15 protein-coding genes are annotated in these 21,872 nt (G+C 35.8%); 6 read left to right on the top strand and 9 right to left on the bottom strand.

Annotation, left to right across the window (positions count from 1 at the left end):
- Positions 1-364 precede the first annotated feature (364 nt).
- Positions 365-1,558, top strand: a complete 1,194-nt coding sequence (sucC, locus tag BHE19_RS10400) for an ADP-forming succinate--CoA ligase subunit beta (protein WP_017495457.1) — start codon at positions 365-367, stop codon at positions 1,556-1,558.
- A gap of 263 nt (positions 1,559-1,821) precedes the next feature.
- On the opposite strand, the gene BHE19_RS10395 is transcribed toward sucC, so the two are convergent.
- A complete protein-coding gene (locus tag BHE19_RS10395) occupies positions 1,822-2,625 on the bottom strand; it encodes a DUF5694 domain-containing protein (RefSeq protein WP_070907044.1) in 804 nt (267 codons plus the stop codon).
- A 221-nt stretch (positions 2,626-2,846) separates the two neighbouring features.
- Here BHE19_RS10395 and BHE19_RS10390 point away from each other — a divergent pair, with 221 nt between their 5' ends.
- Together BHE19_RS10390 and BHE19_RS10385 are read left to right on the top strand one after the other, a co-directional pair.
- On the top strand, positions 2,847-3,887 hold the full coding sequence (locus BHE19_RS10390) for a sensor histidine kinase (RefSeq protein ID WP_070907043.1): 1,041 nt from the start codon (positions 2,847-2,849) through the stop codon (positions 3,885-3,887).
- A 1-nt stretch (position 3,888) separates the two neighbouring features.
- Positions 3,889-4,596 carry a LytR/AlgR family response regulator transcription factor gene (locus BHE19_RS10385; protein WP_070907042.1) on the top strand — a complete coding sequence of 236 codons (708 nt, stop codon included), beginning with the start codon at positions 3,889-3,891 and terminating at the stop codon, positions 4,594-4,596.
- Positions 4,597-4,915: 319 nt separating this feature from the next.
- On the opposite strand, the gene BHE19_RS10380 is transcribed toward BHE19_RS10385, so the two are convergent.
- Positions 4,916-5,380: a DUF1456 family protein gene (locus tag BHE19_RS10380; RefSeq protein ID WP_017495453.1), complete on the bottom strand. Its 465-nt coding sequence runs from the start codon at positions 5,378-5,380 to the stop codon at positions 4,916-4,918.
- A 513-nt stretch (positions 5,381-5,893) separates the two neighbouring features.
- Between BHE19_RS10380 and BHE19_RS10375 the strand changes: the two genes are divergently transcribed.
- Positions 5,894-9,025 (top strand): SusC/RagA family TonB-linked outer membrane protein, encoded by a 3,132-nt coding sequence (locus BHE19_RS10375; RefSeq protein WP_070907041.1) that lies wholly within the window; start codon positions 5,894-5,896, stop codon positions 9,023-9,025.
- Positions 9,026-9,035: 10 nt separating this feature from the next.
- Positions 9,036-10,568 (top strand): SusD/RagB family nutrient-binding outer membrane lipoprotein, encoded by a 1,533-nt coding sequence (locus BHE19_RS10370; protein ID WP_070907040.1) that lies wholly within the window; start codon positions 9,036-9,038, stop codon positions 10,566-10,568.
- Positions 10,569-10,608: 40 nt separating this feature from the next.
- On the opposite strand, the gene BHE19_RS10365 is transcribed toward BHE19_RS10370, so the two are convergent.
- The 3 genes from BHE19_RS10365 to BHE19_RS10355 are packed head-to-tail and all read right to left on the bottom strand — an operon-like array spanning position 10,609 to position 13,476.
- Entirely contained in the window at positions 10,609-11,640 is a 1,032-nt protein-coding gene (locus tag BHE19_RS10365; RefSeq protein ID WP_070907039.1) for an aminotransferase class I/II-fold pyridoxal phosphate-dependent enzyme, read from the bottom strand.
- Positions 11,641-11,645: 5 nt separating this feature from the next.
- On the bottom strand, positions 11,646-12,656 hold the full coding sequence (locus BHE19_RS10360; RefSeq protein WP_070907038.1) for a dipeptide epimerase: 1,011 nt from the start codon (positions 12,654-12,656) through the stop codon (positions 11,646-11,648).
- A gap of 16 nt (positions 12,657-12,672) precedes the next feature.
- Positions 12,673-13,476: an alpha/beta hydrolase gene (locus BHE19_RS10355; RefSeq protein WP_070907037.1), complete on the bottom strand. Its 804-nt coding sequence runs from the start codon at positions 13,474-13,476 to the stop codon at positions 12,673-12,675.
- A gap of 56 nt (positions 13,477-13,532) precedes the next feature.
- Here BHE19_RS10355 and BHE19_RS10350 point away from each other — a divergent pair, with 56 nt between their 5' ends.
- Positions 13,533-13,934: an excinuclease ABC subunit B gene (locus BHE19_RS10350; protein WP_070907036.1), complete on the top strand. Its 402-nt coding sequence runs from the start codon at positions 13,533-13,535 to the stop codon at positions 13,932-13,934.
- A gap of 24 nt (positions 13,935-13,958) precedes the next feature.
- On the opposite strand, the gene BHE19_RS10345 is transcribed toward BHE19_RS10350, so the two are convergent.
- From BHE19_RS10345 to BHE19_RS10330, 4 genes are all read right to left on the bottom strand, one after another.
- Positions 13,959-15,188, bottom strand: a complete 1,230-nt coding sequence (locus BHE19_RS10345) for a hypothetical protein (protein ID WP_017495446.1) — start codon at positions 15,186-15,188, stop codon at positions 13,959-13,961.
- 123 nt (positions 15,189-15,311) lie between these two features.
- Complete coding sequence (gene uvrB, locus BHE19_RS10340) at positions 15,312-17,306, bottom strand: excinuclease ABC subunit UvrB (RefSeq protein ID WP_070907035.1); 1,995 nt, start codon at positions 17,304-17,306, stop codon at positions 15,312-15,314.
- 124 nt (positions 17,307-17,430) lie between these two features.
- Positions 17,431-20,550 carry a TonB-dependent receptor gene (locus tag BHE19_RS10335; RefSeq protein ID WP_083342512.1) on the bottom strand — a complete coding sequence of 1,040 codons (3,120 nt, stop codon included), beginning with the start codon at positions 20,548-20,550 and terminating at the stop codon, positions 17,431-17,433.
- A gap of 337 nt (positions 20,551-20,887) precedes the next feature.
- On the bottom strand, positions 20,888-21,850 hold the full coding sequence (locus tag BHE19_RS10330) for an alpha/beta fold hydrolase (protein ID WP_070907034.1): 963 nt from the start codon (positions 21,848-21,850) through the stop codon (positions 20,888-20,890).
- Between the last annotated feature and the right edge of the window lie 22 nt (positions 21,851-21,872).

The following is a 21,872-nucleotide window of genomic DNA, read 5'->3' as shown; positions in this document are numbered from 1 at the left end:
AAATAGCTGTTTTGCTTTTATTTTTGTTGTAATATTAGAAAAAGACTTCTTAATTGATAATAATGTTTTTTTAGCCATTGCGAATTATTAAAATGACAATACAGACTAAAATATAGTATGAAAAATCGCTGTAAGGCTAACAAATACGGTGGTATTTTTGTTAAATATCAAACGTTTTAGTGGTTTCTAGTTAATATTAACAAATTATTTATTTAACCATTTCTTTGCTTTCAAAAAGAATAAACGTTTCGTGCATATCACTCTCGTTTTTTAATTGAAAAAGATTTTACTATTAAGTTGATTTTTGCTACTTTTGTCGCACTTTTATTCTGAAATAAATTCAGAACCAGACAAATTCTATATTATGAACATACACGAATATCAAGGAAAAGAAATTTTAGCAAGTTACGGAGTACGCATTCAACGCGGAATTGTGGCTAACAATGCGGTTGAAGCTGTGGCTGCTGCAAAACAATTAACTGCCGAAACTGGTACAGGATGGCATGTGATAAAAGCACAAATTCACGCAGGTGGACGTGGAAAAGGTGGTGGAGTGAAGTTGGCTAAAAACTTGCAACAAGTTGAAGAAATTGCTGAACAAATCATCGGAATGCAATTGATTACTCCTCAAACTTCTGCTGAGGGTAAAAAAGTAAACAAAGTTTTAGTTGCTGAAGATGTTTACTATCCTGGTGAAAGCGAAACTTCTGAGTTTTATGTTTCTGTTTTATTGAATAGAGGTACAGGACGTAACATGATTATGTATTCTACTGAAGGTGGAATGGATATCGAAGAAGTTGCTGAGCATACACCACACTTAATCTTTACAGAAGAAATTGATCCAACTGTTGGATTACAAGGTTTTCAGGCAAGAAGAATTGCTTTTAACTTAGGTGTTACTGGAAATGCTTTTAAAGAAATGGTGAAATTCATCGATGCTTTATACAACGCTTACGTTGGTTCTGATGCATCTATGTTCGAAATCAACCCGGTTTTGAAAACTTCAGATAACAAAATTCTTGCTGTTGACGCTAAAGTAAATATCGACGATAACGCTTTATACAGACAACCAAAATATGCTGAGATGAGAGATATCCGTGAGGAGAATCCGATCGAGGTTGAAGCTAAAGAAGTAGGATTGAACTATGTAGATCTTGACGGTACTGTAGGTTGTATGGTAAACGGAGCTGGTCTTGCAATGGCAACTATGGATTTAATTAAATATGCTGGTTTTGAGCCTGCTAACTTCTTAGACGTTGGTGGAACTGCTGATGCTAAACGTGTTGAAACAGCTTTCCGTATCATCTTAAAAGATCCAAACGTAAAAGCTATTTTGATCAATATCTTCGGAGGAATCGTTCGTTGTGACCGTGTTGCTCAAGGTGTTGTTGATGCTTACAAAAACATGGGTGATGCTATCAATGTGCCAATTATCGTTCGTTTGCAAGGAACAAATGCTGAAATTGCAAAAGAATTAATTGACAACTCAGGTATGCCAATTTTATCAGCTGTTCAATTTCAGGAAGCTGCTGACCAAGTTAAAGCTGCTCTTTCTTAATTAAATAAGAAATCAATTGATATAGAAAATCCATTCCGAAAGGAGTGGATTTTTTTTGTTTTATAACCGTAAAGCACGCAAAGAATTACGCAAAGTTCGCAAAGTTTTTTAGCCACGAATTCACGAATTATTTTTTATAATCTTTGAGAATAAAAATTCGTGAATTCGTGGCTTTTTTGAACAAATAGCTTTGCGAACTTTGCGTTTCTATTGACAATCCTAAGTTAAATTCTTAGCGCCCTTTGAGGTTAAATGATCCCTGACTATTTCAAAACCGTTGCCAGTTCTATAATTTCAAAATCAGGATTGTGTTCAACAAATTCCCTGATCATAGCCGTATGTCCGGCGCCTAATAAAACCATTATTTTGTCGTCTTTACTTTCGGTTAGTTTTTGAATTAAAGCATACATATAAAGGTTTCTTCTGTACCATTCCGAAACTAAGTAAGCACCAACAAAATCATCTGTTTTACCTCCTTTAGTAGCCGTTTCAACATACCAGCCAATATTGTCTTCATTCGATTTTTTGGTATTGATGTCTAACAGCAGTTCAGTCAGTGAATATTTAGCAATTTTTTCATTTTGACTCTTCTCATAATATTTCATAGTTTCTTCATTCTTTTTGATTAAATCAAACTGGCCGGCGGCTGTCATTCCTTTTACGAGACTATCGTATGGAAAGTCGGTGTTGTTGTAATCAATGCCATATAACTTTTTATGACCTAATTTTTTAGCTGATCTTAATGCGACTTGTACAATTTCATCTGATTGTTTATGAAGTAAACTGTCTGTATTTCTATTGTAGAATTTGTCCAGTTTGTCTTGTCTTTGATAATTCCATTCTACAAAAATTTTGCTCGGACCAAACTTTTTAATTTTATTCGTAATGTTTTCCAGTTCTTTCTGGCTTTTGTCTGACATTACATTAAAGGTATTTACTTTAGCAACGTCAAGCCCCGGGTTTTCAAAATGGAAGGTTCCAAGTAAAAGTATTTGTTTTTTCTTTGACTGTCCGGAAACGGTATTAAATGCGATAAGAGCAAGTAATAGTAAGGTGATTTTTTTCATGATGATTGGTTTTTAAATTCAGGACAAATGTAGCATAGCTCTTCAGGTGAAATTTTAGTTTTTGATGAACGTCAAATTTCAATTGGTAAACTCGTGGAATTTTAGGTTTAAAAATTTGGTGTATCGTTTTTGATGGTTCGTCACCCAAAATAGAGGTTTTGTATAAATATAGCATCCATATGAAGTCATAGTTGTATTTTTGAAAGGACAACAATATTATTATGAAGCTAAAAATACCATTGTCTTATCATATCTTTCTTTTTCTGGGATTGTATATCACCTTTAATCTTTGGGAAATTGGGATAAACAATCGGGATCTGGATCTTGTATTCAACAGGATTTCCTTTATGTTTAACATTAGTTTTATAGTGGTAATCTTCATCGTCTACTTTTTAAATTTTCACACTTTTTGTAAATGGTTTTTAAACAAAAAGAAAATTCTTTTGTTTGTGATGAGTATTCCTGTCTCCTTGTTGATTTTTTCAGCAATACGTTATTTTGTTCAGGAAGTGATATTATATGAGCTTACCGGAATTCATAATTATGCCAAAGAAACCAGAGAGATCAGCTATTATATTAAGGATAATTTTTTCTTTGGCCTGCCTGCTGTTATTTTGAGCAGTCTGGCGTATTTGTTCTTTCATTTTCAGGAAACGCAAAAACAAAATCAGGAATTAGTATTAGAAAATAAAAAGGCAGAACTCCAAATGCTGAAATCGCAGGTGAGTCCGCATTTTTTGTTTAATACTTTAAATTCCTTTTACAGTCAGTTGGTTTTGAAAGAGGATGAGATGGCTTCGGATATTTTGGTACTGTCGGATTTGCTGCGTTATGTCATTACAGAAACGGAGAAAGATGAGGTATTGCTTTTCAAAGAAATTCAGTTTGTAGAAAACTACATTCATTTGCAGAAAAAAAGATTTGAAGATCAGCTTTACCTGGATTTTGTAATTGAAGGAAATTATTCAACAGAAAAGATTCTTCCGTCGGTGTTGGTACATTTTATTGAGAACGTTTTCAAACACGGAAAATTGAATAAAGAAGAAGAGAAAGCGGTTATTGCTATCATAATAAAAGAAAATTTTTTAGAGCTGTCAACCTTTAACTATAATGGTACAGGCGAAAATTATTCTTCAACCGGAATTGGTTTTGATAATCTTAGCAAACGTTTAGAGCATGCTTATAAAGGTGAGTTTACACTCGAGAAAATAGCAGAAAAGAATACCTTTAAAACTTATTTAAAAATACCATTAAAAAAGTAATATGAAATTGAAGTGTATCATTGTTGATGATGAACCGCCAGCAACGCGTATTCTGGAAAATTATATCGGGAAAGTATCTTTTTTAGAAAAAACAGCTGTTTTCAATGATGCGTTGAAAGCATTAGAATTTCTAAATACGCATAGTGTTGATGTTATTTTTCTGGATATTCAGATGCCGCAATTAACAGGTTTACAGCTTTCGAGAATCATTTCTAAAGAGATAAAAGTGATTTTTACAACGGCTTATCCTGATTTTGCTTTGGAGGGATTTGAATTGAATGCTGTAGATTATTTACTAAAACCAATCGCTTTTGAACGGTTTTATCAGGCGGTTTCCAAACTAAATGGAGATTCAAAAACAGAGGTTGTATCGGATAACCATTCGGCTGAATTTATTTTTATTAAAACCGACGGAAAAAATAAGTTTGTAAAGCTGTTTTTAGAGGAGATTTTATATGTAGAAAGTCTTCAGAATTATGTTTGTATTCATACTGGCAACCAACAAATTATCACACATTCATCCCTGAAAAATGTTGTTGAATCACTGCCCGAAAAAGGTTTTGTTCAAATTCATAAATCGTATGTGGTAGCTTTAAAACATATTGAGTCAACAGATAATTTTTCTGTTTTTACAAATGGGAAAGAACTCCCGATTGGGGCAACTTTTAAAGATGCTTTTTTTGAGAAAATAGAAGAGAATAAAATTTAACCGCAAGGGGCGCAAAGTTTTTTCTTAGATTGCGTTTAGTAACCGCAAGGAGCGCAAAGTTTTTTTCTTAGATTGTGCTTAGTAACCGCAAAGGGCGCAAAGTTTTTTCTTAGATTGCGTTTAGTAACCGCAAGGAGCGCAAAGTTTTTTTCTTAGATTGCGCTTAGTAACCGCTAAGTTCGCAAAGTTTTTTTCTTAGATCGTGCTTAATAAACGCAAAGTTCGCAAAGCTTTATCCATTATAGCTTTGCGAACTTTGCGTTTGTATAGATTCTTATTGTTAAAAACCCTTGCGCTCTTTGCGGTTAAACAAACAGTACTATTTTTTATTCTTACCGTTTTTATATACTACTTTTTCTACCACTACTGGTTTTCCATTGCCTTTTGGAAACTCTTTCTTCTTAGGTCTTTTATCAGCTGAACTTGATTTTGATGGACTTTGATCGCCTCTTGCTCTTTCAGAATCTTTAGGAGCGGCTTTAAATTCAGGTCTGTCCTTTGTGCTGTCTTTCTTTGGAATCTGAGCTTTGTGTTTGGCTAAAACATCATTTGGGTTTTTAGGATTTTCTTTCGTTCCTCTTAAATGAATTACCAGTCCGTTTAAGAAATTACGTAAAACCTGATCACCACATTCCATAAAATTTGGGTGATCTTCAGCTCTAAAAAAAGCGCCCAATTCTGATTTTGAAATTCTGAAATCTACTAATTCTAAAATTTCTACTATTTGGTCGTCACGGAGCATCAAAGCCACGCGAAGTTTTTTTAGGATATCGTTGTTTGTCATTTTTTGATTTTTAGTTTCAAGTTTGTTTTTAGTTTCAAGTTCCTACAATCTTCGTCGGAATCACAAACTATACACTTAATTTTTTACAAAGGTACATTTTAAAAGTAATTATTATGATACAGGGTGTTTTTAATTTTTTTTCAACGAATTGTAAGAATTAAAATTGGAGCGCAGTATAACTAGTGAAAATTAGTGTATTCGTGGCAGGTTCTTTCGCTTTTATTTAAAATTACAATCGTTTAAGAGATCTATTAATTGATCTAAATCGAATTTTAAGTGTTGGGTTGTAATTACAATTCGAATTAGAGGAGCTTTGTTTTTTGTATTTGAAATTGGCAATAAGAATTTTGTTTGCTTCCGGTATTTCGATTAGACTCTCATCTTCTAAACAAAGCAAAATATATTTATAAGAAATATCTTTGAATTTTAATATGAAAACGAATTTTAGTAAAATAAAGTCTGTAAATTACAGGTTTAACAAACCAAATTATTAACCACTTTTAACTAAAATTTATGAAACAAAAGAATTTTACCTTTTCCTTCGTTTTGTTCTTACTTACTTCTGGTATTCTGTTTGCACAAAAAATAACGGTAAAAGGAAGCGTAACAGATGAGATGGGAGTTTCAATGCCAGGTGTAAATATCCTGGAAAAAGGAACATCCAATACTACTACTTCTGGTTTAGACGGGGATTTTGCCATTAGCGTAAATAAAGGATCAGTCTTACTATTTTCGTTCGTTGGGTACAAAATGAATGAAGCGACTGTAACGGGAAGTATTTTGAATGTAAAAATGAATCCGGATTCTAAAGAGTTGGATGCAGTGACGGTAACCGCATTTGGTATAAAAAATAAAACAAAATCTTTGGGTTATGCGAGCCAGACTTTGAAGGCCTCAGATATCGAAAGACCGGGCCAATTAAATGCTCTTGAAAGTTTGCAGGGAGGAGTAGCAGGAGTAACCATAAGTAAAACTTCGGGAGGAGTTGGTGCAGGTGTAGATATTGTTATTCGGGGTGTTTCTTCTTTAGATCCGTCTAACAATAATCAGCCTTTGATTATTATTGATGGGAACCCAGTAAACAATTCTACGGCTATAGGAAATGTAGCTCCCTCCAAAGGTTCTAATTCTGTGAGTAGCGGAGAACAGTTTTCATTTTCTAACAGAGCAATAGATATCAATCCGGAAGATATAGAAAGCTACACCGTTCTTAAAGGTGCTGGTGCAACAGCATTGTACGGTATTTTGGCCGGTAATGGCGTGATTATTATCACTACCAAAAGAGGGAAAGAAGGAAAACCAAAAATTAATATCAATTCCAGTATTTCTTTTAGTGAGGTAAATCATTATCCGGAGCTGCAATCCAAATACAGAGAAGGTCTAAACGGAGCTTCTTATGTAAAAAGTACAGTGTCGGATAGCGCTAGTGGTTTTGAATGGGTAAATCCTGCAAGCCCGGGAGGATTCTGGAGTTTTGGACCGGAATATTCCAGTTCAGATGGTGCAGGAATTAAATACAGAAATTTTTATAAGGATTTCTTTAAAACTGGTGTGACTCAAAATTTAGGTGTGAGTGTGAGCGGAGGAACAGAGAAAATCAATTATTTTGTATCTGCTTCTACCAGTAAAGATGATGGTATTGTACCGAATACTTCTTACCAAAGAAAAACTTTCAAAGCAAATGGAGGGTATCAGATTTCTGAAAAATTTAAAATAGGGTCTTCTTTTGCTTATACAAAATCCGGAGGGATAAGATCTAATAATGGAGACAAATCGGTGATGAGTTCTCTGGCATATTGGTCACCCTCTATTGATGTAAATGATTATCTTACCGCTGCCGGTAAAGAAAAAGATTATACAAATGGTATTATCGATCAGCCAAGATATTTTACGGCTGTAAGTAATTTAAAAGATGATGTAAATCGTATTATTGCTTCGGCCGATTTTAATTACCAGGCAACTTCATGGTTAAACTTTGTGTATAGAGCTAGTGTAGATAATTATTCTGAAACTAGAAACCGATATGTTCCTGCTAATCTTGATGTGGGAACAGCAGTAAATGGTTTTATTCTGGATGAAAATATTGGCTTTACGGGACTTAATTCCAGTTTTGTGATCACGGCCAATAAAAAATTCGGAAATTTTAATACCACCCTTACTTTAGGAAATCAAATTTTGGATACCAAAAACACCTATTCTAATGTAAGAGGAGAAGGAATTTTTATTACAGATTTTAATAATATTTCTAATGCGACCAATTTGTTTGCGTATAATTCGGGTGAAGAGCGTGTAAGAAACGTGGGTAATTTTTTTGAAGCAAAAGCCGATTATAAAGAAATTATTTATCTGGGGGTTACGGGGCGATACGATCAGGTATCTACTTTGCCGGTAAAGAATAATAAATTTGATTATTACTCTGCGAATTTGTCTTTTCTTTTTGGAGATTTGATAGACCAAAACAAGTCTGTTTTGTCTTATGGAAAATTAAGAACCTCCTGGGCACAAAGCGGAAAAACGCCTCCGTTTGCGATCTTTAGAAAAAATATAAAAGATGTAAATTTTCCATTCAACGGAGTTGGAGGAGTATCTGCTACATCTGTTGATGCCAATCCAAATTTGAAAGCCGAAATTATATCTACTTGGGAAATAGGTACAGATTTACGTTTTTTTAGAGATAGAATACGATTGGAATACACTTATTTTAACAGAGTTAGTGATGATCAGATTATTCAAAGAATTGTGCCGCAATCCTCTTCAATTACGGCATTTTGGGACAATGGGGGATCTTTAAAAACAACAGGAAACGAATTGACTTTAGGTGCAGATTGGTTTAAAAATCCAAAGTTCAGCTGGACATCTACGCTAAATTTTACACAATATAAAACTAAAGTTACAGCATTGCCTTTTGAAAATATTATTTTCGGATATGACTCTCAGGCTACCAATATAACTTCACAAGTACGTTTGGGTGATGCCGCGGGAACACTTTATGGGCAGTCCTGGCAACGAGTAGACGGTAAAGTAGTGATTGGTGCAAACGGATTGCCTGTTTTTAATAAAACAAGTACGGGAGCCATAGCAATAGGTAAGATTGGTGAGGCTTTTCCGGACTGGGTAGCTACTCTAAACAATACCTTCAAAATTAAAAATTTTGATATCGGTTTTTTGCTGGAATATAAAAAAGGCGGAGATGCGTATGATACAGCCAGAAGAAACGGAATTAGAAATGGTGTTTTGGGAGTTACTGCTGACAGAAGCGAAACTGCTGTTTTAGACGGTGTAAAATCGGATGGAGCGGGAGGATATGTACCTAACGACATCCCTATAAATAAATCGTTACGCAACAATTATTACAACAATACGATTTACAATACAGCCGCAGATGCTCTTATACAGGATGCCTCCTGGTTTAAGCTCAGAAATGTGTCGGTTACTTATAATATGACCAAAGAAGCATTAAAAACCATTGGTGTTTCTAATTTGTCTTTTACAGTATCGGGTAGTAATTTCCTGATCTGGACACCATTTGATGGTTTTGATCCGGAAGGTTCCAGCTACAGTGCCGGTACCAATGTTTACGGATTTACTGGTTTGACGACTCCGCTTACACAATCATACTCATTTAGTATTAATCTAGGATTTTAATTTAGAAAAGATGAAAAATATACTCAAAATATTCTTGATCATAATCATTGCCCTGACAACTTATAGCTGTAGCGATGATTATTTTGATGTAAATACACCAGGAAATGTAATACCTGATGCTAATAAGAATCTAAAAGATCTATTGGGTCCTGCAATTTATTACACATTTGATGCTCAGTACTCGGCCGCGACCAGAGTTTCTTTATTAACGCAATATACTTCCTCTGCACTTAATTCGTCAGTAGGGGTAGACAATCATTACGAAGAATCCTTAGATAGTTACTGGTCTTCTGTGTATGTAAAAGCTTTAGGAAATCTGAAAGAAGTAGCCGATAAAGCCGATGAAACAAAATCATCACATTACAAGGGCATTGTTCAAATTTTACAAGCAGTAAATTTTGGATTGTTGACGGATCTGTACGGAGATATACCTTTTTCGCAGGCGTCGTTGGCATCACAGAATTTTAAGCCGGAATATGACCGCCAGGAAGAGGTCTACAAAGGTATAAACAACCTGTTAGATCAGGGAATTGCCAATTTATCTGCTCCTAACACATCCTCTTTTACTCCTGGAAAAGAAGACCTTGTTTATGGCGGAAATGTTGAAAAATGGATAAAAGCCGCCTATAGCTTTAAAGCGAGATATGCACTGCACTTATCAAAAATTAATACAACAACTGCTGCCAGTACGGTAGTTTCTTATTTGGCAAAAGGAATAACATCTAATGCAGATGATTTTCAATTGATTTACAATAAAGTACAGACCAATCCGTGGTATAATAATCAATTAGGACTTAATACCGGGAATGCATCTTATTTGATAACCAAGCAATTTATTGGTTTTATGAACGGGAGCACGTTTGCTTTTAAAACGGTAACAATGGATCCGAGAATGCCATTACTGATTGATCTTAGGAGTTATCCTGTAACAGATGGGGTTGTGAATCCTAAAGATCCAAATCCTAATGTTCCGGGGAATTATATTGGTGGAGAACCTGGCCAGGGATCAAAAGGAACACCGGCACCTAATGCTAAAATAGGGTTGTATTCTTATTATTCAAAAGTAGATTCGCCAGTTGTTATTTTGTCCTTTTCTGAAGTTAAACTAATGCAGGCTGAAGCACAATTTATTTTAAATGGAGGTAATGCGACAAGTACAGGAACAAATGCAACAGGGTATAGCGCCTATATGGATGCTATTGGGGCAAATATGGATAAATTGGGAGTTTCCGCTCCTGATAAAAATGCTTATTTAGGAGATGCTTCTATTAATAAAGGTGCCGCCAGTTTACAGTTGAAAGATATTATGAGGCAAAAAAATATAGTACTCTATTTGAACTGCGAAACATTTAATGATTACAGAAGATATGATTTTTCTACAAACGTTTTTCCGGGATTAGCCCTGCCAAAAGCCGCTGATCCTGCTAATGGAGGAAAATGGATAAGAAGATTTATTTATTCAACTAACGAAAGAAACGCGAATAAAGCAAATTATGAATTAAACTTTAAATCAATGGTCACACCGGTTTGGTGGGATAAATAAAAACTAAAGCGGCTCTGATTTTTTGATCAGAGCTGTTTTTTTATACGCTTTTGCTTTGATTCAAAATTTCAATTACCTGGTCTAAATCATCTTTAGTGTGATTGGCTGTAATTACAATTCGATTAATATCTCTCGAATTTTTTTGATACCTGAAATTGGCGATAATAATTTTATTTGCTCTAAGAATATCCGTTATACGTTCCATTTCAATGTAAATCAAAGGATACGTTTTATCAAATTTGATATGCTCACTTTTGATAAGTTTTGTATCCAGATAATGTAGATTCTCCATTAATTTTTGATGCTGAACACGATAAATATCGGATGCATCGGCCAGTGTCTGAACAAAAGCGGGATTCATTCCGGCAGCCGATATAAAAGTATCCGTATTTTTTATCTGATCGATGAAAGAAGTATCACTGGCAATAACACCGCCATTTAAGCCGAACGCTTTTCCCAGAGACGAAACCATAATTTTATGCTTAATGGGAAGGTTGATTTGTGAATAAATTCCACAGCCATTTTTTCCTAAAATTCCAAACGAATGTGATTCATCGATAACTAAAGTGACTTCTTTATGACTTGGAATTTCCTTTAAAACAGATAAATCAACAGCTTTGGTCTGATAGGAAGGAACTCCGTCAGTAAGAATAGTGATTTTCTCTGCTTTAGAATCGGTCAGACGTGGATGTATCTGATTGTTCAAAAATATTGGTAAACTGTTGGGCGTTTTAATTGCGGTATGCAGATCTGAAAAATGAAAGAAACAATCGGTGGTTTTAGTCAATTGTTCCGTAACCAATTTTCCGGCCAGCATTCCCGATGACACCGTAACAGCACTTTCGGCCTGTATGTGACGGGCGAGAAAAGCCTCACCATTTTCATAAGCCGTTAGTTTTATATTGGCATTGCGGGAGCTGCCGTAAGTAGTTCCCCATTTTCGTATGTTTTGAATGACCAATTCCTGAAAAGGGTTATTGGTGGGCAATCCCAAATAAGCAGTTCCACCAAAATACAAGTATTGCTCTTTATTGATTTCAATAGTTCTGTCCGGAAATTGGTCTACGTTCATAAAAATTAGATTAAGGTTACTCCGGTGCCGTTAAGTTCAGAATAATGAATTACACCATTTTTTATGGTTACTCCGGTGGCAATATCCTGGGCTAGAAGTAAGGCTCCGTCCATATCCACATAATCCAGCTGAGGGAGCAAATGGGCAATAGCCGAGATTCCCACAGTCGATTCGGTCATGCAGCCCACCATCGTTTTGAGTCCTAATTTTTTGGCTTCTTCGATCATACGTTTCCCTGGAGTCAGACCTCCGCATTTTACAAGTTTTACATTTACGCCATGAAAATGATTGAAACATTTTGCGACATCTTCTTCAATAATGCAGCTTTCGTCGGCTATTACAGGTAAGACCGAATGTTTAAAAACTTCCTTATGGGCTTCCCAGTCATCGGCTTTCATGGGCTGTTCGAGGAATTCTACACCTAGTTTTTTGAGCTCAATGGCGTTGTTTATGGTTTCCTCAACATCCCAACCGCAATTGGCATCGATTCTGAAAATGGCATCGGTATGTTTTCGAAGCTCTTTTACAATAGCAATGTCTTCTTTGGTACCCAGTTTAATTTTGTAAATAGGCCACGGAAGTTCCTGCATTTTTGAAACCATTTTTTCGATCGAGGCAATACCAATGGTGTAATCCGTAAGCGGATTTTTTTCTGTGGAGTAATTCCATGATTCATATAATTTCTTGCCTTTTTTGCGTGCGTACAAGTCATTATAAGCCATGTCTAAAGCGCATAAAGCAAACATGTCCTCTTTTAAATACGGATAGATTTTGGACCAGAAAACTTCGGGAGTTTCAGTGGTTGTACTTTCGATAATGCTTCGGATTTTTTCTAAATCCTGAATCATTACCGGAACAGTTGTTTTGTAATACGGATTTGAAGTGGCTTCTCCAAAACCTGAAAAGCCATCGCTTTTAAGCTCCACAATCAGTGAAGGCTGAAAATCAATCGATTCTCTGGAAATGGTAAAAGTATGTTTGAGTTTTAAATTGTATTCTCTTAAGATTAATTCCATAAGTCTGTTTTTTTATTTAATAGCCCAGCCAGATTATTGCTTTTGCGAAACCATCACGCCAAAGTTTTTCATTATGTTCGCCGCCTTTTACAATTTTAGATTTGGTGAGATGAAGGCAATAGCAACGCTTAGTGTCCAGAAGACGTTCCATTTTTGTCATATCTCTTACCATATCGTCACTTTCTTTGTCTCCGCATAAAAAGTAAATTTTAGTTTTGACTTTAGGAGTTTGTTCCGTCAAAGTATAAATGTTGTTTGAAAACCAGAAGGATGGCGAGAATGCACCTGCTTTTCCGAAGACTTCGGGATATTTTAACACGGCATAGTACGAAACCAATCCGCCCAATGAACTTCCCATAATCAGGGTGTTTTTGGCCTTGGTTTTGGTTTTGTAATTCTGGTCGATATAAGGTTTTAGCGTTTTTACAATAAAATCAAGATAATTATCGGCATCACCACCGCCGTATTTTTCATTTTTATACGGAGTTAATTCATTTAAACGTTTGTCATTTCCATGTTCAATGCCTACTACGATTACGGGGGCTTTCAGACTGTCCAGTTTTTCATCTACATTCCATTCGCCTGCGTACGAAGTTTTGCCATCAAACAAATTTTGGGCATCGTGCATGTAAATCACGCTGTATCTCTTTTTGGCCGAGGCGGCATATCCGTCAGGAAGATAAATCCATATTTTTTTAGTTGTTTTTAGCTGAGGAGCTTCGATGGTAAAGGTAGATACGTTTTTTGAAGCAGTACTCTCTTGTGCGCTTGCGATGGCGGTTACCCACAAGAAAATAAAAAAGAAAAACCTCCTAATCATGAGTACTGTTGCGTTTTAGAGTTAAAAACAATATTTTAGCTAAAAATAATAAATTGATGAATACCGAAGCCGAAAAGATAAGTTTACTTTTAGAAATGATTGCTTTCTCTACCGTTGACGGACAGTTGCATAAAAGAGAGTATGAGTTTTTGTGGCTGGTGGCTCAGGAATTAAATATTAGTGCCGATGTTTTTCGCGATTTATTTCATCAGGAAAGTGCCGGTTCAGTTATAAAATCGGAGTTTCAGCGCATTCAGCAATTTTATCGACTGGCGCTGATTATGTATTGCGATGGTATCTTGCATGAAAAAGAAGCCAAAGCCATACAGCAAATTGCGATCGAAATGGGTCTGAATCCCATTGCAACCAGACGTGTTCTCGATTTAATGAAAAAAGCACCCAATGCTATAATCGATCCTAAGCTTTTATTGAAAGTATTTCAGGAACAGCACAATTAAATTTTTAAGCTTCAGATCAGATAACTACTTTTTTTTAATGGACATTTTTAAACCAATACCGGTTTGAAAATCAGGTGCATTGTCCAGATTTAGATCTTCTCTGAAATACACAAAATAAGAAAAACGTTTGGTAGAGTAGGTGCAGATAAAATTCCATCCCTCTAAATCTTCGTATAAATGTGAAATCGTTTTTTGCCAGTGCGTCTTGATTCTTTGTCCGGTGAGAACAGTATGATCTTTTTCGTTTTTTCTATTATAGGAGGACTGAAAATTATAATTGATACCATACGAAAGGTGGTTATTGTTCTTCAGTTTTACCTTGTAGTCAATAAGCCCTTCAAGACTATAGAAGAAATCCCTACTACTAATATTTACCCGATCTCCATATTCTAAAAAATGCTGACGCAAAACTCCTGCACTGGCACCAAAAGTCAGAATGTTTTTGTTTTTAATGATCTTCTTTTTTAGAATAGAAGAAGAAATCCCAAAATCGGCCACAGGATTGTATGGAGAAGTATTGATACCAAGCTGTGCTCCAAAATTCAAATAGATATGATGTTTTTCATTCATTTCTAATTTGGGATAATAGTTGTAATTGATGTCAATTCCGGGAATGGTAAAATTACCGTTATGCATGGTGAGGACCCTGTCATTTTCATCTTTGTAAGATATTCCGGCTTTATTTAAACCATAGTAGCGTCTTGAGAAAGGATCTTCTCCGCCGGCAATGTTACTGTGAAACCATTCGATTGTTTCATCAGAAGTAAAAATAGAGTACGGATATTTTCCTCCATCCAGCGAATTTATTCGTAAACCGAAATTAAGTTCGTGATGAACCGTGATAGGCAATGTAAAAGTAAATCGATACGATCGAATCACACCATCGGCGGTGAATTCTTTAGTATTGTGCGGAACTTTATTGAAGTCAAAAGCATACTCCCGAACATGCCAGGGCATGTTTTCTGCTGCTTTTTGATCGTTGGGATCTGTTAATTCATATGATTTTACATAAGGTAGAGCGACATTACCGCTAGAGAATTCAAATGAAAAAGAGTATTTATCAGGAGAACGAACATTGAAATTATGATTTAATCTGGAAATATAAATTCCTAACGGGTGATTGGAAAGAATATTCGGTTTGATGATATCCGAAGAATTTTCTATTTCTTTATTCCAAAAATCATTATTTCCAGATTGTGCCAGGGCAGAAATATTGAAAACAAAAAGAGCAAGAAGGAATAAAAGATATTTCATTTCAGCGTTTTAAAATTTTGTTAAAACTAATGAATTTGAAATTCCTTATAAAATATTTCTTCCATAATTTTAAGTATAAAATTCTTTTATACTTTGGATGTCAATTGTTTTAGAATTGTGTGTTTAAGGAAGCTGTTCCTGCAGTTTTTTAATGTCGTCACGCAGTTTTGCAGCCTGTAAAAAATCCAGTTCTTTTGCCGCTTTTTCCATTGATTTTCGTTTTTCACGAATCATTTTTTCCAGTTCCGATTTCGATAAATAAGCCGTTTCCGGTTCTGCCGCTGCTGACGGTATGGTATGCCCTAATTTGTATTCAACCAGAGGATTTTTAGTAAAGGCACTATCGATTTTTTTATTTAAGGCCTGAGGAGTGATATTGTTTTGAGTATTATAATTGATTTGTTTGGTTCTGCGATAACTGGTCTCATCGATTGTTTTTTGCATACTGGCAGTGATTTTATCAGCATACATGATGGCTTTTCCGTTAAGGTTCCTTGCGGCACGGCCAATAGTTTGGGTCAATGATCTGTGGTTTCTTAAAAAGCCTTCTTTATCGGCATCTAAAATAGCAACAAGCGAAACTTCAGGTAAATCCAGACCTTCACGAAGTAAGTTTACCCCGATCAAAACATCAAAAATTCCTTTGCGTAAGTCCTGCATAATTTCGATACGCTCCAGTGTATCTACGTCGGAATGAATATAACGACAACGAATGTTGACTTTGGTCAAATATTTGGCTAGTTCCTCGGCCATTCTTTTGGTCAGAGTAGTGACCAGAACTCTTTCGTCTAATTCACAGCGAACCTGAATTTCTTCGATCAAATCATCAATCTGATTCAAACTTGGGCGTATCTCAATAATAGGGTCTAATAATCCTGTCGGACGAATAATCTGCTCTACATAAACCCCGTCTGTTTTCTGAAGTTCATAATCAGCAGGTGTTGCAGACACGTAAATAACTTGATTTTGCATGGCTTCAAACTCCTCAAATTTCAGAGGTCGGTTGTCCATTGCAGCAGGCAGACGGAAACCATATTCTACCAGGTTTTCTTTTCGACTGCGATCGCCTCCGTACATGGCATGAACCTGCGAAACCGTCACGTGACTCTCGTCTACCACCATCAAATAATCCTTTGGAAAATAATCTAACAAACAGAAAGGACGGGTTCCGGCATCTCTGCCGTCAAGATATCTTGAATAATTCTCAATTCCGGAACAATATCCTAATTCGCGAATCATTTCTAAATCAAAATTTGTACGTTCTTCCAGACGTTTTGCTTCCAGATGTTTACCGATTTCTTTAAAATAATCGACTTGTTTGACTAAATCCTGCTGGATTTCCCAAATAGCGCCTTGCAAAACATCAGGTGAAGTCACAAACATATTGGCAGGATAAATGGTTAGTCTGGTGAATTTTTCAATGACTTGTGAGGTCTTGGCATCAAAGGATTCTATTTCTTCTATTTCATCACCAAAAAAGTGAATTCTATAGGCGTCATCGGCATAACTTGGGTATACTTCAACCGTATCTCCTTTGATTCTGAAGTTTCCGGGAGTAAAGTCTGCTTCCGTTCGGGAATATAAACTCTGCACCAGGCTGTGTAGTAATTTTGTTCGGGAAATGACCTGATCTCTTGCTATTTCGATGACATTTTTCTGAAATTCAACAGGATTTCCAATACCATACAAACAGGAAACCGAAGCGACAACCAATACATCACGACGCCCCGAAAGCAGGGAAGAAGTAGTGCTCAGACGCATTTTTTCAAGTTCCTCATTGATGGATAGATCCTTTTCGATAAATACTCCTGTAACCGGCATAAAAGCTTCCGGTTGGTAATAGTCGTAGTAAGAAACAAAATATTCCACAGCATTATTCGGGAAGAATTGCTTAAATTCCGAGTACAACTGTGCAGCCAGCGTTTTGTTGTGTGCCAAAACCAAAGTAGGTCTCTGAACTTCCTGAATAACATTGGCCACCGTAAAAGTTTTTCCGGAACCGGTAACTCCTAATAAAGTTTGGTATTTTTCACCGTCTATAATGCCTTGTGACAGTTTTTCGATTGCTTGCGGCTGATCACCTTTTGGACTGTATTCAGAGGATACCTGGAAATTCATTTTTGGATGATGAAAGATTAGTGTCGTAAAGATACGAGTTTGATTTCTTTTTTTCTGAAAGTATAATTCAAAAAAAACCGTCAACAAATTTCATGTTGACGGTCTTTTTATAGTTGAGAATGATTTAGAAGCTAAGACTTAATCTTGCAAAAACAAAACGTCCGTTTTGACCAAATTGAGATATATTTCTGGAATACACAAATTGATTTTGGTTGGATAAATCAATAGCAGTTGGAGTAGTGGCATAGGTTATGTTTCCATTTGCATCAACGCCATTGGCTCTTCTTGCTGTTTGCGGTCCAAGGTTTTTGTCCGGATAAATATCAAAAACATTGTTAGCACCGATTATGATTTTAGCAATAGGACTAATTTTAAAACCTACAGACATGTCGGTAATCACTCTTCCTCCCCAAACAGGATGTTCATTTTCCACCGCTTTTCCATTTACAATAGTGGCGCCTACAAAACCATCACCGTTTACGTCAGCAACGTTTGGATCTGTTACTTCTCCAAAGTACACGTTTCTTAAGAAGAAATCGAATTTTTTATAAGTAAGGCCGTTTGTCAGATTTACTTTTACTCGCGGTACTGCTTCTTCTAAATAAATTCTTGAGGATTCTGAAAAATAAGTGTTTACCTGACCTGCCGCTTCCAGTATAGGAGAAGCATGAATGTTTCCTATTTTATGTGTTTTTGAAAAGGTACCGGACAAGTCATTTTTTAAAGTCAGATTTTCATTTAGGTTCATTTTGTTGGTAAGTACTACGTCAATTCCTTTAGATTCGGTATCAATGGCATTGGCGAAGAAAGTTGCCGCATTTGCGCCAGCCTGATCATACAAAGACTGAGTCAGTGGAGTTGGCGTAAACTGATCGGTAAGTACTACTCTGTCGTTTATTTTGATGTAATAAGCGTCTGCAGTTATAGTAAGGTTGGCTGATGGAATTTTAGCTGTAAATCCGGCGCTTACACTGGTTGACTCTTCTTGTTTTAATTTCGGAATTCCAAGTAATTTTGCGATTTCAGAATCATTGCTGAAAGTTCCTACTTCAAAAGGAACTCCTCCTGTAAATTGTGTTGCAGTGGATTCATAATAAATCTGATGTAAGGATGGAGCTCTGAATCCTGTTGAGAAAGCACCACGCAAATTGATGTTGTCTGTAAGTTTATAGCGGGTGGCAATTTTAAAATTAGTAGTACTTCCAAAATCAGAATAGTTTTCAAAGCGAACAGCTCCGTTTAATAACCATTTTTCGGTTACATCTAACTCTAAATCCGTATAAAGAGCTACACTGTTTCTTTTTTCGGTTTTTGCATTTTCTGCTCTGTAACCCGGAAAAACCTGTGCTCCACCTGGTCTGGCGGCGCCATAAAAATCAGTCACTCTTATGTTGGCAGGTGTTGTGCCGGTAACTACATTTCCGTTGATATCGTATTGACTGTAAGAATCAGGAACTCCGGCATTGATACCGTACTGTTCGTAGCGATATTCGGCACCAAAAGCGACGTTCAGGGTATTGATTTTTTTACTCATATCAAAATTCGTTGTGTTTTGAGCAAAACGTAAGCCTCCAGCATCAAATTCAGTAGGGGAGCCTTCTCTTAAAGTTGCATTTACAGTGTTTTCGATATTATAATCAAAGGAATTTCGACCGTATGTATTGCTCAAATCAAAATGCCAGTCTTTAAAAATAGTACCTCTAAGCCCTGTTGCAGCAGAAAGGTCATTAATGGTAGAATGAATTTCAGGTAAGAAACCATTTAAGTATAAACCGGTATAAGATCTTGATTGATTAGGTCTTCTGAAAAAGCCGGCAGATTCACCATTTCTATAACTGGTTCCACCAAAAACATAAACTTCTAATTTATCATTTATGGGATAGGCGGCATTCAAAAAGAACTGAACACTTTTAAATTCAGATTGCCCTATTCTCATATTAAAGTTTCTTCTTTCAAGTTTTCGGTAAGCCAGTTCTCCGTCTGTGGCATCAAAATTTAAGGCCGTTTGTAATTGCGAAATAGTTGTGGCATTACTGATATTCGTTTGTTGTGCCCCGGTAAAATAACTTACTTTGGGAGCATAGTTTTTTATTAAGCTTACAATTTGAGCAGAATTGGGAGTATTGGTAATGTTGCCGTACAGAGAATTTATATTTATTCCGTCTTCTGAAGCTCTTTGTTCAATCGCATTGTAAGCGTTATAGATAGTACCTGTGGCGTCATTAGCTCTACTTGTAGCATCTCTTAATTGCAAGCTTCCCGTTAAATTAATAAAACTTTTTTCTTTGCCTAAATTTGTTCCGTAATTAACATCCATTTGGTAATTGTTACCATCATTTCCTCCCCTGTGATCGTTAGCATTTCGTGAAAAATTACTTCCTGAGAAGAGATTAATATCTATTTTTTTAGTGTCTTTTTTTATGTTAAGATTAATTACCCCTGCTATAGCGTCTGAACCATATTGAGCAGAAGCACCATCTCGCAGTACTTCTATTTTTTCAAGAGCGAAAGCGGGAATTGCATTCAAATCGGTTCCTACTGATCCTCTTCCCGGAGTTCCGTTTATGTTAACTAAAGAGGAAGTATGTCTTCTTTTTCCGTTTACCAAAACCAATACCTGATCAGGGCCTAAACCTCTTAATTGCGCCGGATCAAGGTGATCCGTTCCGTCGGCTACCGTTTGGGTATTTGAGGTAAAGGAAGGAGCTACCATGTTCAAAATCTGATTCAGGTTGGTTTGTGCTCCTTGTGTTGCAATATCCTTCATTGCAATAACATCTATTGGAACAGCTGATTCTGTAACAGTTCGGGTAGGGTTACGCGAACCAATAATCACTACATTCTCCAGGCTTTCACCACTGCCTCCTGATAGCGTAACATTTACAGTTGGTCCCACAACTGTTACGGTTTTGGTTTGTAATCCTACATAGGAAAATTGCAGAACGTCGCCAACTTTGGCTTCAATAGTATAATTCCCGTCAATATCGGTAACGGCTCCTTTTTTGGTACTGATGACCAAAACAGTAACTCCCGGTAAAGAGGCTCCTGTGTCATCGACAACTTTTCCTTTGACAAGATCGGTTTGTTTGTTTTGATTGGTCTGAATGGTATTTTTTCGGTTTTTCGTATTTTCAGCAGCAGTAAGATTGTTGCCGTTTGCTAAAAGAATAGTGAATGCAAAAGGTGTGAGTAACACTTTTTGGAGTCGTAAATACATTTGGTTTTTGAATAGATTCTTCTTCATAATTCTGGTTTTATATTAGTTTGGTTTAAATTAATATGAAAGCAAAAAATAAATAACAAACGGGTCTGCTATAAATTATTTTGAAATTGAATTTGTTTTGGAATTTTTATTCAATAAATTTCTGAACCAAATGGTTATTGTCACTTTTTTAATTTATGACTGGTCCAGTAGATTGAAGGGTATGGTTCGCTCTATTTTGACGATTTTTTAAAATAGTTTTGCTATAATTGTAAATATATGTAATTTTAAGTTAAAACTATTGGTTAATTCTGTTTAAAGGTCCTTTTTTAAATTTTTAGTATTTATCTTGTGTTTACGTTGCGAAAAATATTTTTCTTTAAGGTTTTAAGTTTGCTTTCTTAGGATTTAAAAACTCAATTACCTGTTCATTTACTGATTTAGATTGATCTATGCTTAAAAAATGACCCGCATCGTTAATCGTTTTTGTTGTACCGTTTACTAAAAGTTTTTGAGCACGTTCAAGACTTTCTTCTGAATTGATAACATCATGATCTCCAATTAAAATCAAAACCGGATTGCTGATGAATTTTAGTTCATCATCTGAGAAAGGACGCATTTTCAGCATGCTTGAATTTGACTTTGCATATTTGTTGGCCAAATAGAATTGTTGTTTGTAAACCGGACTGATTTTTTCGGGATGAATAGAAAAAATGTTCAATGTTTTTTCGAAATTCTTTTCATTTGGAAAAAGTTTCAATAGTAAGGCCGGAGTCATCTTTCTTACTTTATCTACAGATTTGAAGGTCTGTGCCGGACTTAACAATACTATTTTATCAATTGAATTTTCTTTTTGAGTGGCTAGTAATGTTGCAATCCAGCCACCGCGGGAGGCTCCTATAAGATCAATATTTTTTAATTTGTAATGATTGAAAATTTCATTGTATAGGATAACAATTTCTTCTGAAGACAGTGGTTTTGTCGTCAAAGTAGATTTTCCGGGTTCCATTATAAAATCAATGGCATAAATGCGGTGTGTTTTGGAGAGTGCTTTTATGTTGGGATACCACATAGTCGAACTCGCATCCATACCATGTAGGAGCACTAGATCTTTACCGTTTTCTACACCGCTAATAATTATATGAGCTGTTCCGTAAGTTGTAGGTATAGTTTCCTCGGTATAAGGAATATCCCAAAGCTTTAGTGCCTGATCGTATGAATTTATATAAACTTGTTTTTCGCTTTTTGTTTTAAAAACATAATCGTCAAATTTCGTCTTTTTAGAAGCCGCACAACCTGCTAGTAAAAACAACAACAATACTTTAAAGAAAATTTTTGCCATAGGAATAAAATTCAAATTACTT

Origin of the sequence: Flavobacterium tructae, assembly GCF_001853485.1 — a bacterium.
Taxonomy (GTDB): domain Bacteria; phylum Bacteroidota; class Bacteroidia; order Flavobacteriales; family Flavobacteriaceae; genus Flavobacterium; species Flavobacterium tructae.
This window is presented reverse-complemented; position numbering and strand designations above follow the sequence as displayed.

Coding starts and splice junctions, on each gene's coding strand:
- BHE19_RS10335 (WP_083342512.1), bottom strand. CDS start 20,550: ATGAAGAAGAATCTATTCAAAAACCAAATGTATTTACGACTCCAAAAA.
- BHE19_RS10375 (WP_070907041.1), top strand. CDS start 5,894: ATGAAACAAAAGAATTTTACCTTTTCCTTCGTTTTGTTCTTACTTACT.
- BHE19_RS10360 (WP_070907038.1), bottom strand. CDS start 12,656: ATGGAATTAATCTTAAGAGAATACAATTTAAAACTCAAACATACTTTT.
- BHE19_RS10350 (WP_070907036.1), top strand. CDS start 13,533: ATGAATACCGAAGCCGAAAAGATAAGTTTACTTTTAGAAATGATTGCT.
- BHE19_RS10355 (WP_070907037.1), bottom strand. CDS start 13,476: ATGATTAGGAGGTTTTTCTTTTTTATTTTCTTGTGGGTAACCGCCATC.
- BHE19_RS10380 (WP_017495453.1), bottom strand. CDS start 5,380: ATGACAAACAACGATATCCTAAAAAAACTTCGCGTGGCTTTGATGCTC.
- BHE19_RS10370 (WP_070907040.1), top strand. CDS start 9,036: ATGAAAAATATACTCAAAATATTCTTGATCATAATCATTGCCCTGACA.
- BHE19_RS10390 (WP_070907043.1), top strand. CDS start 2,847: ATGAAGCTAAAAATACCATTGTCTTATCATATCTTTCTTTTTCTGGGA.
- BHE19_RS10385 (WP_070907042.1), top strand. CDS start 3,889: ATGAAATTGAAGTGTATCATTGTTGATGATGAACCGCCAGCAACGCGT.
- sucC (WP_017495457.1), top strand. CDS start 365: ATGAACATACACGAATATCAAGGAAAAGAAATTTTAGCAAGTTACGGA.
- BHE19_RS10395 (WP_070907044.1), bottom strand. CDS start 2,625: ATGAAAAAAATCACCTTACTATTACTTGCTCTTATCGCATTTAATACC.
- BHE19_RS10365 (WP_070907039.1), bottom strand. CDS start 11,640: ATGAACGTAGACCAATTTCCGGACAGAACTATTGAAATCAATAAAGAG.
- BHE19_RS10345 (WP_017495446.1), bottom strand. CDS start 15,188: ATGAAATATCTTTTATTCCTTCTTGCTCTTTTTGTTTTCAATATTTCT.
- uvrB (WP_070907035.1), bottom strand. CDS start 17,306: ATGAATTTCCAGGTATCCTCTGAATACAGTCCAAAAGGTGATCAGCCG.
- BHE19_RS10330 (WP_070907034.1), bottom strand. CDS start 21,850: ATGGCAAAAATTTTCTTTAAAGTATTGTTGTTGTTTTTACTAGCAGGT.